We start from the raw sequence: 12,672 nt of genomic DNA on the forward strand, positions 1-12,672 counted from the left end.
GCGTGGCTTCTGAGTCAGTGGGGGGTGGCACTCTGGCTCAACCTGGCTCTGGTGGTGCTGGGTCTGCTGAGCCCTCAGAAGGCTTTGACGCGAGCAGGGGTCATCCACGCGGGCCTGCTGGGCCTGCTGGTGTGGGGGGGGCTGGGGGGGCGGGGCTACGCGGTGGTAGCTGCCTATTTTTTAGTGGGAACAGCCGTAACCAAACTGGGGATCCGGCGCAAGCAGGCGCAGGGGATCGCCGAAAAGCGAGAGGGGGCGCGAGGGCCGGAGAACGTCTGGGGATCCGCTTTGACCGGGGCAGGATGTGCGGTGGGATATGCTTTCTTCCCGCATCCCCTGTGGTGGTTGGGGTACAGTGCCAGCTTCGCGGCGAAATTGGCCGATACCGTCAGCAGCGAGGTGGGGAAAGCCTATGGCCGTAAGACCTTCTTAATCACCACCTTCCAGTCCGTGCCGGCGGGCACAGAAGGAGCTGTAAGCCTAGAGGGATCCCTGGCGGGAGTGGCAGCAGCGGCAGGGATGGCCGGGTTGGCCTGGGGGATTGGCGGGGAATGGGTAGGGGGAAGCCCATTTTGGCTGGGCATCTGCTGGCTGGCCGGGATCCTGGCCACCTTGGCAGAAAGCTGGATGGGAGTGGTGTTGCAACCCCGTTTGGCCTGGATGACCAACGAAGTCGTGAACGGCATTCAAACAACTTTGGCCGCTCTTCTGGCGGCAGGGCTGGGATCCCTTGTGGGCATCGGATCCTAGAAATAGGGTCACCATGAACTACCCCACCGTATAGGCAGATGGGGTTTCTAGTGCCCCATCCCCTTAACAGTGAGGTTTTTGTCCCTTCCTCTGTCCCAGTTGCTTCATAGACCCGCAGGTCTCTGAAGGAGTGCTGCAACATCCGAGACCAACGAGGCTGGTTCCCAACCCCGGTTGCCCGTTGACGGCAACGTTGTACATGACCATTACCGAACCACGGTCTCTATTGCCGTGCCACCGAGAACGGCCATACAAAGAAGTCAAGCCAGGGGGCTTGATCAAAAGGGGAGAAGCCCTCCCCTTTCGCTGACCAGAGCTCCCTTAGCGCAGGCCGCTGGGCTTATAGACCAGGAAGCTGAGCACTTGGCACTGCTTAATGTTGTCGAACCCCACCACGCGAATGAAACAGTTGGGGTAGGCGCTGCGGCAAGCCTGCACTTCGCTGAGCACCTCCTGGGGAGAAGTGGCGCTGAACAGGGGCAGCTTCCACAGCGTCCAATAGCGAACCGTTGGTTCAGAAGATTCGTTGAACTCTATGGCCGGGATGTAGCCCTGATCCAAGATGTACTGCACCTGCTTGATGATCTGCAGATCCGTCAGCGGCGGCAAGTAGGAGAGGGTTTCGTAGCGGCGCTCTTTCGGTAAGGTTTGCATGATGGGTATCACTCCGTTTCGGGTCTAGGGTTTTGTGGGGGGGATCCCGCTTCCGGGTGGGTAACGGGTAGGGATCCTGTTGCTGAGGTGATCCGTTCTAGATGATTGCGGCGGTGCTCCATGTTGGCTTGCTGGATGCCGGCTTTGGCCATTTCCGGCAGGTAATCGACCACCTCCGCAGCAATGTGTTCACGAACGGTCATGATGCGATAGGCCAACTCAGGACGCTCAGCCAGCAAAGCCCGCAGGTAGGCTTCCCCATCCTGAAGGTTTTGCCGAGCGGAGAACTGCTGTAGCCAAAGAGCCCTGGGGGGATCTGTTTCGCTCAGTTGAGCCAGCACCGTGCGCATCGCCTGATAAGTCAGGTAGCTGATCAAGGTCTTGGCGGTGTCTTTGGCGATCTGTTTCAGATCCATTGCCGATCCAGGGAGGGAGCCAGTAGGGCAAGAGAACCGTGGGGATCCCCTGCCCCCAGCAGATCTCTAGAGGGTGTCGACGGCCTTGAACTCGAACTTGATTTCCTTCCACAGCTCGCAGGCAGCCGCCAGCTCTGGCGACCACTTGGCTGCTTCCCGGATAATGTCGTTGCCTTCGCGGGCCAGATCTCGACCTTCGTTACGAGCTTGGATACACGCTTCCAAGGCCACCCGGTTGGCGGTTGCGCCCGGCGCGTTGCCCCAGGGGTGTCCCAAGGTTCCGCCGCCAAACTGCAGCACCGAGTCGTCGCCGAAGATTTCCACCAGCGCCGGCATGTGCCAAACGTGGATCCCACCGGAAGCCACCGGCATCACCCCTGGCATGGAAGCCCAATCTTGGGTGAAGAAAATGCCGCGGGAGCGATCGGCCTCTACGTAGTTTTCCCGCATGAGATCCACAAAGCCCATCGTAATGGCGCGGTCGCCTTCCAGCTTGCCCACCACCGTACCGGAGTGCAGGTGGTCGCCACCGGACATGCGCAAACACTTGGCCAACACCCGGAAGTGGATGCCATGGTTTTTCTGCCGGTCGATCACCGCGTGCATGGCCCGGTGAATGTGCAGCAGAATGCCGTTATCCCGGCACCACTTGGCCAGGCTGGTGTTGGCAGTAAAGCCGGCTGTCAAGTAGTCGTGCATGATGATGGGAGCGCCCAACTCCTTGGCAAACTCGGCCCGCTTGAACATCTCTTCACAGGTGGGCGCCGTTACGTTCAAGTAGTGGCCCTTGATCTCGCCGGTTTCCGCTTGGGCCTTGTGGACAGCCTCCATCACGAACAGATAGCGATCTCGCCAGCGCTGGAAGGGCTGGGAGTTGATGTTTTCGTCATCTTTGGTGAAGTCCAAGCCGCCCCGCAGAGCTTCATACACGGCCCGCCCGTAGTTTTTGGCAGAAAGGCCCAACTTGGGCTTGATGGTGCAGCCCAGCAGCGGACGGCCATACTTATTCAATTTGTCCCGCTCCACCTGAATGCCATGGGGAGGGCCCTGGAAGGTTTTCAGGTAGGCCACCGGGATCCGCACATCTTCCAGCCGCAGCGCCTTTAGGGCCTTAAAGCCAAAAACGTTGCCCACAATCGAGGTGAGCATGTTGGTCACCGAGCCTTCCTCGAACAGATCCAGCGGATAGGCGACGAAGCAGAAGTACTGGTTGTCTTCGCCGGGAACCGGCTCGATGTCATAGCAGCGGCCCTTGTACCGATCCAAGTCGGTCAGCAAATCTGTCCATACCGTTGTCCAGGTGCCTGTCGAAGACTCAGCCGCCACAGCCGCCCCGGCCTCTTCGGGAGGAACACCCGGCTGAGGAGTAACCCGGAAACAGGCCAAGACGTCGGTATCCTTAGGCGTGTAGTCGGGAGTGTAATAGGTGAGTCGGTAATCCTTCACACCGGCTTGATAGCCGCTTTTGGATTGGGTTGCTGAATAGGCCACGTTGATCTCCCTCTGAACGAATCACAGAACCAGAAAATGCCATTCACGGATGCAACCAAGAGGAAAAAACCCAGGGCCAAAACTCAAGACCACCGAGTTTTCGTGAACGAACTCGCCCCACAACCGCGAGGCCAAAGTTGGGCCTTAAGACACTCTTCATCCCAGGGGATGGAAGCCCCAAACCCTTCTTTTCGAGTGCCTTCAATTGCTAGCTTGGACTCCCTGGACTTGCAAATCCAGTAGAAAGATTTTTATACAGTGCCTAAGCTAGAATCTCGGCAAACACAACTCTATATTGGTTTAATCCTAAGCTATCATCCGCAATAGTGGGCTGAACATTACTTTCTTTATGAGTTTGATTAGTTTGGTTAAAGTGAGTCCCGTTGCTGCCTGCCGAGAATACAGATTTCTTTGGCTTTCTTAATATCCTTCGGGTGGGATCCCCGGCCAAAACCAAAAGCTCCCTTCTTTGAGGGAGCAGAGCAAACCCACCCGCAGGGCCTGGACGGTCAAGAAACGGCTGCCAGGGTTGGCTGGGGTCTCTTGCTGATCACCTGGTCGATAAGGCCGTACTCTTTGGCTTGTTCTGGGGTCATGAAGTTGTCGCGGTCGGTATCTCGTTCGATGCGCTCTAGAGGTTGGCCGGTGTGGTAGGCCAGCAAGCTATTGAGGCTGTTTTTGATGAAGAGGATCTCTTTGGCCTGAATTTCAATATCGGTAGCTGGCCCCTGAGCTCCACCAAGGGGTTGGTGGATCATGATGCGGGCGTGGGGAAGGGCAATGCGCTTGCCTTTGGTGCCCCCTGCCAGCAGAAAGGCTCCCATGCTGGCAGCCAAACCAATGCAGATGGTGGAGACATCCGGCTGAATGTGCTGCATGGTGTCGTAAATGGCCATGCCAGCATAGACAGAGCCGCCGGGGGAGTTGATGTAGAGGTAGATGTCTTTTTCAGGGTCTTCGGACTCCAAGTAGAGCATCTGGGCCACAATCAGGTTAGCAATGTCGTCGTCCACCTGGGTGCCCAAGAAAATGATCCGATCCCGCAAGAGACGCGAGTAAATGTCAAAGGCGCGCTCGCCTCGCGCAGATTGCTCAATAACGGTGGGAATCATGCCAGTCCAAACGATGGGTCAGTCCTTACTAGTGTAGTCTAAGCCACTGGATGGATGCTTTGCTCAGGACGACTCACCGGCCCGCCTCCGTACGGGGCTCGATGGGGTGTGAGCCGGCTAGAACAGCAAAGAGACGGGGTGGTTATAGCGGGATCCCTCTTCTTCTGGGATGTGGAACGGGTCTGAGGTGTGGCTCTTTGTGATGTGGTGAGGTGAAGCCAAGATGGACGTGATCCCAGATGAACCGATTGTGATTGCCAGCCTGCTGAGCCTGGCTTTGCTGGGGATCTTGATTCTGAACTTGGCAGGGCGTGGGTCTGGGGATGCAGATTAAAAGGTTGACAAGCTTACTTATCCTTCTTTAGGATTAGGATCGCCTTGTCGGAGAGCGCCCCCATCGTCTAGAGGCCTAGGACACATCCCTTTCACGGATGCGACAGGGGTTCGAATCCCCTTGGGGGTATTGGGTCAGAGTTATAAGATGAAGCCGTCAACAGGGGATCCCTGGCAGCGGTGACACCTTACTCAGACTTTACTCAGAGAGGCTTTGCCGCCACAAACCACTCCAGATACAAGCTGGGAGAGCGGGTCATCTGGGATCCCCATACAAGCGGCATGGGCAGCCAGCCAACTGCCACTCCGTCGAGGGGGATCCCTCTTCCACCCTTACTCCTCAACAGGGGAAAAATCTCCAAAGCAGCGGCCTAGAAGGTTAGGCTTAGTTGTCCAATCGGCTACGGCTTGGGTTTGAGCAGACCTAGGGCCTGCCAGGATCAGGTGCTGGCCACCAGAGCTTCAGCCGGCGTGGCGGCGACCAACAGCTCATCTTTGATAAGCTCTGCCAGCTCCTGCAGTTGGCGAATCGCCTCTGCCCCTTCCAATTTCATAAGCTCCCGGTCATCCCGCATTTCTGTCCAGCTAATGGAGCATTCGGAAACCAAAAAGCGGATTAGGTGCCCCTCTCGTAAACTGACCATAAACGAGGCACTCTCGAAAGACGTACCACAGGTGTAGCAAGAGGCTGGGTAGCCCCGCTTCTCCAAAACGATGGCCAGAGCCTGCAAACTCATCACCAGATCTTGAACATAGCTGCGGTATTGTTCCGCCAACCGTGTGAACATCACACTCCTCCCTAACGGATTGGCACTTTTGGGGCTTAGCCTAGCTGCAAATGACCTAACTAGTAATTTATGCTTAGGGCTAGGATTACATCTATCATAACAATCGACAACCCCTCAAGGAAGTGGTTAAGGCCACAGAGTAGGCGAAGTCTACTTCAGTGAAATGTAGTATTCAACACTTCTCTTAACAGGGACATCAAAATTTACCTCGAGTCAATGCTCTTATCTATCGGGATCCTCACCCAGTGCTTGGCCCAGTCTTTTCTCAAAATGGCTCAGGGCTGCTCGTGTCAGCAGGACAGTTGCCTCAAAGCTTTCTCTTGCAAGGGTCTCACCGATCGCGAAGTAAGACGCGGTCTTTTGACAAGAGACCGGCGGGAGTGTCAAGTGGGCCAAGGCTTGCAGACGAATGCAGATCAAGGTGGGTTCCCGCCCGATTATGCTGAGAAAATTCTCGGCATGGACAATTGAGAAGGAACGGCTTGATGCTGACACCTGTTGATCTGGAAAAACGAGTGGCTTATTTGCAGAGTCCCCAAGCCATTCGGGATCGCTGTCGGTTGCTATTGGAAAGGGTTTTGGCCGGTGAATCAGAGCATTTTCGCCTCGACCTGAACCGGCTGGGATCCGTAGCCAACTATGTGATCACCACAATGCGGGCCCATTATCCCAACGGGGAAATTCCCTTCCACAGCCGCTGGCAACATTTTCAAGTGGGATCCGGGGAGCGCCTAACCCGTCTGGAAAATCGACTTAAAGACATGGATCCGCTGGAGCGGCTGCGATGCAAGTGGGATCTGGCCATCGTCAGCGTGTTGCTGGACGCAGGCGCAGGCTCTGCCTGGAAGTACTGGGATCCAGAAAGTCAGACGGTGGTGGGTCGTTCCGAAGGTTTGGCCTTGGCCAGTTTCGACTGGTTCTGGCAAGGTGGGTTTTCCAGCGATCCCCAGCAGCCTCTGCAGGTGGATGCGGCGGGCCTGGAGCGGATCACCTTGGCGGATTTGGCAGCAGCTTTCCAGGTGGGGCCGGAAAATCCTTTACTGGGACTGGAGGGGCGCTGGCAACTGCTGCAAAGGTTGGCACAAACTTTGCGGGCTCAACCTCATTACTTTGGATCTGGTCACAATCTTCCTCGTCCAGGCCGGTTGTGGGACGCCATCCAGCCTGAGGATCCCAGCGGTGGGATCGAGGCAGCACAGGTCTTACAGGCGGTTCAGAGGGGGGTTGGCCCCATTTGGCCTGGGCGAGTCTCGCTGGCCGGGATCCCTCTGGGGGATGTCTGGCCCTATCCCCACCTGCCCCAAACGGAGCCGGGGAGCCATTGGGTGCCTTTTCACAAGTTGTTGCAGTGGATGACCTATTCTCTGCTGGAGCCGTTGCAGCAGGAGGGGATCCCAATCGGGGGTTTGGATGAGCTGACGGGTTTGGCGGAGTATCGCAACGGGGGGCTGTTTGTGGATTTGGGGGTGATCCAGCTCAAGCAGCCGGAGATTGGGCAGCAACCGCATCCCCCAGATTCGACGGTGATTGTGGAGTGGCGGGCCCTGACGGTGATTTTGCTGGATCAAGTTGCCTCCTTAATCCGGGAAAGGCTTGGCTGCTCTGCCCAGGAGTTGCCCCTGGTGAAAATACTGCAAGGGGGAACCTGGACGGCAGGGCGGCAAATCGCTGCCCAGCTCAGGCCAGATGCTTCTCCCCCCATCCAACTGCTCAGCGATGGCACGGTGTTCTAAGAGGGGATGGGCAGGCCCCGAGTAATCCTTATGAAACTTCGCAGCAGCCGCATGGCCAGGTCGGGACGGGATCCCCAGTGCAGATGCAGGTACGAAGCGTGAAGGCGCTCGGTGGCCCATCCTTCCTGTTGAGGCTGGGCGGGGGATCCCCAGCCATAGATTGGGCTTGGGGAGATAGGGGTGCTGCGGGAGCGGTGAAATTCATGCCCGCGCAGGCGATCCCCGGCTGGGGCCAGCAGGGTTGGGCGCAAAACCGCAGCTTCGCGGTAGCCCAAACACAGCCGGTCGGCCATGTCTACCTGGATGGGCAACAGCCCGGCCATCGGGTAGGTCTTTCCCTGAAAATCGGTAAGGGATTGGCCCAGCACCATCAGTCCGCCGCACTCGGCGTAGAGGGGTGGGTGGGTGGGCGGGGGAGGTTGTTGGTTAATTCTCTCAGATAGAGGTGCTGCAAACAATTCCGGGAACCCTCCCCCCAGCAGCACGCCGTCGCAGGGCTCCGGTGGCCATAGCCCCACCTGGAGGGGGGAATACTCCAGCAGCTCGGCTCCACAGGCCCGCAACAGATCCAAGTTGTCGGCGTAGTAGAAGTTAAAGGCGTGGTCTTGGGCCACCGCCACCCGTACCTGTTCGCAGCGGCGGGGCGGAGTCCTTTCGGTGAGAGGGGGGATCCCTGGCCACAGCTCTCCTACCGCTGGAGGAAGCCTCCGAATGAGGGGCAATAGGCTATCCCAATTGACGTGTTGCTCGGCCAGCTCGGCCCAGGCAGCTTGCCAGTGGGGGAAGTGATCCAGTTCTGAGACAGGCACCAACCCCAGGTGTCGGCTGGGCAACCGCAAATCCTCCCGCCGGGGAAACTGGCCCAAGATTGGGATCCCTGCTGCAGCCGCTGCCTGCTGCAAGATTTGTCCATGCCGCTCCGAGGCCACCCGGTTGAAAATCACCCCAGCAATGGAGAGGCGGGGATCCCAGCGGCTCAAGCCGTAGAGCAAAGCGGCCACCGTCGTTCCCATGCCGCTGCCATCGATCACCAGCACCACAGGGATCCCGAGCAGGCGGGCCACATGGGCGCTGCTGGCAAAAAAAGGCTCCGTTCCGCCCTCGGGGAGGGGCAGGGATCCCGGCGCTCGTCCATCGAAGAGGCCCATTACCCCCTCCACAATGGCTCCATCCTTGCCCTGGCAATGGTGGCGAAAGCAGCGCTGCACAAAGTCCTCGTCGGTCAAGAAGGGATCCAAAGTGCGACAGGGGATCCCGCTCACCGCCGTGTGAAACAGAGGATCAATGTAATCCGGCCCCACCTTGAAAGGTTGGATGCGCAGGCCCCGTCGCCTCAGAGCGGCCAACAGAGCCAGAGTGATGGTGGTTTTGCCGCTGCCGCTTGCTGCCGCCGCCAGCAGAATGGCCATCTTTCCTGCCCAAGGGTTAGAACTCGATGCCGATTTGCGCCTTGATCCCCTGGTCACGGAAGGGATGCTTGACCAAAGTCATCTCCGTCACCAGATCGGCTCGGTCGATCAACGCTGCCGGCGCGCCCCGCCCCGTCAAGATCAGGTGAACCCGCTCCGGTTTCTCCGCTAGCCCGGCCAACACCCTGTCCGGCGAGAGATATCCCAACTTGAGGGCGACATTGATCTCATCCAGAAGCACCAACTGAAACTCCCCGCTGGTGAACAGCTCCCGCCCCTTTTCCCAGGCCGCCTGTGCATGGGCGATGTCTCGCTCCCGGTCTTGGGTTTCCCAGGTAAAGCCCTCTCCCATGGCGTAAAAAGCTATTTTCCCCAGGCCCAGCTCTGGATGCTCGGCCAATTTCCGCAATAGCTTGGCTTCTCCTGGATCCCAGGCCCCCTTGATAAATTGCACCACCCCCACCGACAATCCCTGGCCGAGGGCGCGGAAGATCATGCCGAAGGCAGCCGTGGTCTTTCCCTTGCCCTGCCCGGTGTGTACGATGATCAAGCCCTTGTCATCTCGCATGCCCGACAGACGCTGCCGCTGGATCTGCTGGCGTTTTTGCATTCTTTGGCGATGCCGCCAGTTTGGGTCGGCCTCTGCGCCCGGTGAAGACTCCGCACCGCTATCGCAAGCGTCCTCAAGTTCTGTTGTCGAGAGGGGTTGGGATCCGGAAGCCGGTGCAGGCAAGCCAGACAGGGCGGGTTGGGCCATAATCAAAAGGAATCGAGATTCGCCACACAGGCTGAGGGGAACTGCACCACTGGCGCGACCGTCGGGGCAAACCCAAGTTCCCCACAGTGAACCGCCTTTATCCTAATCCGGTTTCATTCGGCTGGGATATGAGAGAACCGGCTGCCGCTTTCCGAGATAGCCTGCTAATGTACTGCTTCATCTGGGCAGTGCTGGCAATAGGGTGTTTTCAAGTCTTGCCCCGCATCCAAGTCGTATCTGCCGCCGAGTTGCAACCGTGGCTAGCGCCCAGCTACTTTGCAGGTCTGGGGGGATCCCTATTGGCAGCCTTGGGATCCCTGTTGGCCATCTCAGCCGAAACGACGCCAAATCCTGCCGACAAAAAGCATCTGCACCGCTTGGCTTGGGGATTGGGGACAGTTGGCTTTCTCGGCGTTCTCTCCCCCCTGGGCTTGGCCGGCGCATTCTTTCTCAAAGCCGCTCAGGGGACAGACTGGTGGCAGGGTCTGTTTGGCTGAAGCCGCCCACAGCTTATTTTTTTGACAAATGGGCGGAGGTTGGGGGTACTATAGGGACAAGTTCCGTTCTTTATCCAGAGCAGACTGAGGGACCAGGCCCAATGAAGCTGCGGCAACCCGGCGGAAGCCTCCGCTACGGTGCCAATTCCTGCGGTTAGTCAGTAACCGAAAGATAAAGGCAATAAAGTTTTCTCTAGAGGATAGCCCTCTTTGTCGGGGGACTTTTCTGGCAACTTTATCCTTTAGCAGCTCCCATAGCTCTGGTCGCGGCAGCGGGGCAAGGCCTTCGCGGCAGTGCTGGTGCGTCAGCGGTGCAGAACGCTTGCTGGTTGCTGGGCCTTTCCTCTGGCTGAGTTGGGGCTGGTGCGGAGCACCTGGGGATCCCTGGTTGGCTCTTTCTCCGACGGATAATGAACGAGCGGGTGAGCCTTGTTTTTTGTTCAGGTTCTCAGTTCTAGCTTTTAAGGAGAAGGTTCGTTGTCCAAGTCGTTTTTGTTTTCCTCGGAGTCGGTGACGGAGGGGCACCCCGACAAAATCTGCGATCAGATCTCCGATGCCATCGTGGATGCCCTCTTGACGGCGGATCCCCTCAGTCGGGTGGCTGCCGAGGTGGTGGTCAATACGGGCCTGGTTTTGTTGACCGGGGAGATCACCTCGCAAGCGCAGGTCAACTTCACCCGTCTGGTGCGGGACAAGGTGGCCGAAATTGGCTATACCGATGCCAAGAATGGGTTTAGTGCAGAAAGCTGCGCGGTGTTGGTGGCTTTCGATGAGCAATCTCCCGATATTGCCCAAGGGGTGAATGTGGCCCTGGAAAGTCGCGGCTCCCAGGAAGATCAATTCGACTTGGTCGGGGCCGGGGATCAGGGGTTGATGTTTGGCTTTGCCTGCGATGAAACTCCCGAGTTGATGCCCTTGCCCATTAGCTTGGCCCACCGCCTCAGCCGCCAGTTGGCCACGGTTCGCAAAAACGGCACCCTGCCCTATCTGCGCCCGGATGGCAAAACGCAGGTGACTGTGGCCTATGAGGAAGGTCGCCCGGTGGGCATTCACACCCTGCTCATCTCCACCCAGCACACACCCACGATTGGCGCCATTACGGAAGAGGCGGCGGTGCAAGAGCGGATCCGCGCCGATCTCTGGGAGGCAGTGGTCACGCCGGTGTTTGCCGAGCTGCCCATCAAGCCGGATAGCCACACCCGCTTCCTCACCAATCCCACCGGCAAGTTTGTCATCGGCGGCCCTCAGGGAGATGCGGGCCTGACCGGACGCAAGATCATCGTCGATACCTACGGCGGCTATTCTCGCCATGGGGGCGGGGCCTTCTCCGGCAAGGATCCCACCAAGGTGGATCGCAGCGCTGCCTATGCGGCTCGTTACGTGGCCAAGAACATCGTGGCAGCTGGCTTGGCGCAAAAATGTGAAGTGCAGGTGAGCTACGCCATTGGGGTAGCCCGCCCCATCAACATTTTGGTGGAAACCTTTGGCACAGGGCGCATCCCCGACGAAGAGCTGTTGCGGCTGGTGCAGCGCCACTTCGATCTGAGGCCGGCAGCCATTTTGGCCCAGTTCCAACTGCGGGAGCTGCCCCGCCAACGGGGGGGACGCTTCTACCAAAATGTAGCGGTCTATGGTCACTTCGGGCAAACTCACCTGGATCTGCCCTGGGAGCGCACCGATAAAGCCGCTCTGCTGCGGGAGGAGGCTCTTGCCAAGGCGACTGCCCTCTTGGCCTAAGAGGGGATCACTAAGACGGCCTGCTGCCTCAATGCTTGCCCTGGTGCAGTTGCTTAACCAGGTGGGGTAGCTCCGGCAGGATCAGGCTGCGCATAGCCAGTTGCACGGCTGCTGGGGAGCCAGGCATGGAAAAGATCAAGCACTTTCCGTGGATCCCGGCGATGGCCCGAGAGGCGATGGCCCGACTGCCAATCTGGGCATAGCTGAGCTGGCGGAAGATCTCCCCAAAGCCGGGCAAGGTCTTCTCTAAGAGAGCCTCAATGGCGTCATAGGTGGTGTCGCGGGGGGCGATGCCTGTGCCGCCATTCAACAGGATCACCGGCAGGGATCCGGCCCAATCCTGAACCTGCTCTCGAATGAGCTGCGGTTCATCTCGGAGAATGCAATACCTCTCCACCCGGTGGCCGGATTCCTGGAGGGCTGTGCAGATGAACTGGCCGCTGTGGTCGGTTTCAGGGGTGCGTGTGTCGCTGACGGTGATCACCCCACAGGGCAAGGAGGCAATGTGCTCTGCACCGCTGTCGCGATCAAGGGGAAAGGTCATGGCGGGGATCCCTGAGGAAAAGGTGGCAAACCCATCAAGACTGTCCCTGAGGAGGCTCGGCAGGAGTTGGCGGGTCAACGACCATCTGCGGAATCTCCGGGAATGTGCTCTGCACCTCTGTCGCGAACGATGAGGACTCTGTCCCACCGGCACGAGGGGACTGGGCGAGCAGGCGGCGCAGCTTGGGGGGAAGCTCCTGCAACTGCTCCAACAACAAGTTTAGAGATATGGCCGGTTCTCGGGAAAACAGGGATCCTGCGAGGGGTACCGGCGGCAACGGAGAACAGGCAAGGGCAGCCGAAGCCAAAGAGCGGATCAGCTCCTGCTGCTCCTGCCAAAGGAACTGGCCGATTTCTGGGGGAAAGGTAAGATGAGGAGAGCCGCGACGCTGCCAAAGGCGGAGAAGCTGCTCCACAGAGGTGGCCTTGTACCGCCCCTGGTAGAGGGCTTC

At 58.5% G+C, this 12,672-nt stretch carries 13 protein-coding genes, 1 tRNA gene and 1 riboswitch; of the genes, 5 read left to right on the forward strand and 9 right to left on the reverse strand.

Features of this window, described 5'->3' with window-relative positions; genetic code table 11:
• The first annotated feature begins 9 nt into the window (after positions 1 to 9).
• Entirely contained in the window at positions 10 to 750 is a 741-nt protein-coding gene (locus NW838_RS00005) for a DUF92 domain-containing protein (protein ID WP_414355969.1), read from the forward strand.
• A gap of 321 nt (positions 751 to 1,071) precedes the next feature.
• Here the strand turns inward: NW838_RS00005 and NW838_RS00010 are convergent, their stop codons facing one another.
• The 4 genes from NW838_RS00010 to clpP form a co-directional block, all read right to left on the reverse strand.
• The gene (locus NW838_RS00010) at positions 1,072 to 1,404 is read right to left on the reverse strand and encodes a ribulose bisphosphate carboxylase small subunit (protein WP_011434136.1); all 333 of its coding nucleotides are present in this window, start codon (positions 1,402 to 1,404) and stop codon (positions 1,072 to 1,074) included.
• A gap of 8 nt (positions 1,405 to 1,412) precedes the next feature.
• Complete coding sequence (gene rcbX, locus NW838_RS00015) at positions 1,413 to 1,820, reverse strand: RuBisCO chaperone RbcX (protein WP_414349604.1); 408 nt, start codon at positions 1,818 to 1,820, stop codon at positions 1,413 to 1,415.
• Between the two features lie 66 nt (positions 1,821 to 1,886).
• Positions 1,887 to 3,311 (reverse strand): form I ribulose bisphosphate carboxylase large subunit, encoded by a 1,425-nt coding sequence (locus tag NW838_RS00020; RefSeq protein ID WP_011434138.1) that lies wholly within the window; start codon positions 3,309 to 3,311, stop codon positions 1,887 to 1,889.
• A 509-nt stretch (positions 3,312 to 3,820) separates the two neighbouring features.
• Positions 3,821 to 4,423 carry an ATP-dependent Clp endopeptidase proteolytic subunit ClpP gene (clpP, locus tag NW838_RS00025; RefSeq protein ID WP_011434140.1) on the reverse strand — a complete coding sequence of 201 codons (603 nt, stop codon included), beginning with the start codon at positions 4,421 to 4,423 and terminating at the stop codon, positions 3,821 to 3,823.
• A 390-nt stretch (positions 4,424 to 4,813) separates the two neighbouring features.
• Here clpP and NW838_RS00030 point away from each other — a divergent pair.
• Positions 4,814 to 4,886, forward strand: a tRNA-Glu gene (locus NW838_RS00030).
• A gap of 310 nt (positions 4,887 to 5,196) precedes the next feature.
• On the opposite strand, the gene NW838_RS00035 is transcribed toward NW838_RS00030, so the two are convergent.
• The gene (locus NW838_RS00035) at positions 5,197 to 5,544 is read right to left on the reverse strand and encodes a DUF1815 family protein (RefSeq protein WP_011434143.1); all 348 of its coding nucleotides are present in this window, start codon (positions 5,542 to 5,544) and stop codon (positions 5,197 to 5,199) included.
• Between the two features lie 485 nt (positions 5,545 to 6,029).
• On the opposite strand from NW838_RS00035, the gene NW838_RS00040 reads away from it, so the two are divergent.
• Positions 6,030 to 7,277, forward strand: coding sequence for a URC4/urg3 family protein (locus NW838_RS00040; RefSeq protein WP_414427249.1), 1,248 nt, complete (start codon positions 6,030 to 6,032; stop codon positions 7,275 to 7,277).
• Here NW838_RS00040 and NW838_RS00045 read toward each other — a convergent pair.
• Both NW838_RS00045 and cobO read right to left on the reverse strand, forming a co-directional pair.
• Positions 7,274 to 8,686, reverse strand: coding sequence for a cobyrinate a,c-diamide synthase (locus NW838_RS00045; protein ID WP_414427250.1), 1,413 nt, complete (start codon positions 8,684 to 8,686; stop codon positions 7,274 to 7,276). The genes NW838_RS00040 and NW838_RS00045 overlap by 4 nt on opposite strands.
• 16 nt (positions 8,687 to 8,702) lie before the next feature.
• Complete coding sequence (cobO, locus tag NW838_RS00050; protein WP_049749600.1) at positions 8,703 to 9,296, reverse strand: cob(I)yrinic acid a,c-diamide adenosyltransferase; 594 nt, start codon at positions 9,294 to 9,296, stop codon at positions 8,703 to 8,705.
• A 275-nt stretch (positions 9,297 to 9,571) separates the two neighbouring features.
• On the opposite strand from cobO, the gene NW838_RS00055 reads away from it, so the two are divergent.
• Positions 9,572 to 9,940, forward strand: a complete 369-nt coding sequence (locus NW838_RS00055; RefSeq protein ID WP_011434147.1) for a hypothetical protein — start codon at positions 9,572 to 9,574, stop codon at positions 9,938 to 9,940.
• A 67-nt stretch (positions 9,941 to 10,007) separates the two neighbouring features.
• Positions 10,008 to 10,119: riboswitch (SAM riboswitch) on the forward strand.
• Between the two features lie 298 nt (positions 10,120 to 10,417).
• Positions 10,418 to 11,677 (forward strand): methionine adenosyltransferase, encoded by a 1,260-nt coding sequence (gene metK / locus NW838_RS00060; protein ID WP_414329184.1) that lies wholly within the window; start codon positions 10,418 to 10,420, stop codon positions 11,675 to 11,677.
• A 28-nt stretch (positions 11,678 to 11,705) separates the two neighbouring features.
• Here metK and NW838_RS00065 read toward each other — a convergent pair whose 3' ends face one another.
• Both NW838_RS00065 and NW838_RS00070 read right to left on the reverse strand, forming a co-directional pair.
• The gene (locus NW838_RS00065) at positions 11,706 to 12,221 is read right to left on the reverse strand and encodes a MogA/MoaB family molybdenum cofactor biosynthesis protein (protein ID WP_414344296.1); all 516 of its coding nucleotides are present in this window, start codon (positions 12,219 to 12,221) and stop codon (positions 11,706 to 11,708) included.
• A gap of 34 nt (positions 12,222 to 12,255) precedes the next feature.
• Positions 12,256 to 12,672 (reverse strand): hypothetical protein (locus NW838_RS00070; RefSeq protein ID WP_414427251.1); only part of this gene is annotated, 417 nt, incomplete at its 5' end.

Source organism: Synechococcus sp. R55.2 (genome assembly GCF_047462075.1).
Classification (GTDB): Bacteria; Cyanobacteriota; Cyanobacteriia; order Thermostichales; family Thermostichaceae; genus Thermostichus.

Excerpts from the sequence above, each read along its gene's own strand:
- NW838_RS00010 (WP_011434136.1), bottom strand. The coding sequence starts at position 1,404 with ATGCAAACCTTACCGAAAGAGCGCCGCTACGAAACCCTCTCCTACTTG.
- rcbX (WP_414349604.1), bottom strand. The coding sequence starts at position 1,820 with ATGGATCTGAAACAGATCGCCAAAGACACCGCCAAGACCTTGATCAGC.
- clpP (WP_011434140.1), bottom strand. The coding sequence starts at position 4,423 with ATGATTCCCACCGTTATTGAGCAATCTGCGCGAGGCGAGCGCGCCTTT.
- NW838_RS00035 (WP_011434143.1), bottom strand. The coding sequence starts at position 5,544 with ATGTTCACACGGTTGGCGGAACAATACCGCAGCTATGTTCAAGATCTG.
- NW838_RS00040 (WP_414427249.1), top strand. The coding sequence starts at position 6,030 with ATGCTGACACCTGTTGATCTGGAAAAACGAGTGGCTTATTTGCAGAGT.
- NW838_RS00045 (WP_414427250.1), bottom strand. The coding sequence starts at position 8,686 with ATGGCCATTCTGCTGGCGGCGGCAGCAAGCGGCAGCGGCAAAACCACC.
- cobO (WP_049749600.1), bottom strand. The coding sequence starts at position 9,296 with ATGCAAAAACGCCAGCAGATCCAGCGGCAGCGTCTGTCGGGCATGCGA.
- NW838_RS00055 (WP_011434147.1), top strand. The coding sequence starts at position 9,572 with ATGAGAGAACCGGCTGCCGCTTTCCGAGATAGCCTGCTAATGTACTGC.
- NW838_RS00065 (WP_414344296.1), bottom strand. The coding sequence starts at position 12,221 with ATGACCTTTCCCCTTGATCGCGACAGCGGTGCAGAGCACATTGCCTCC.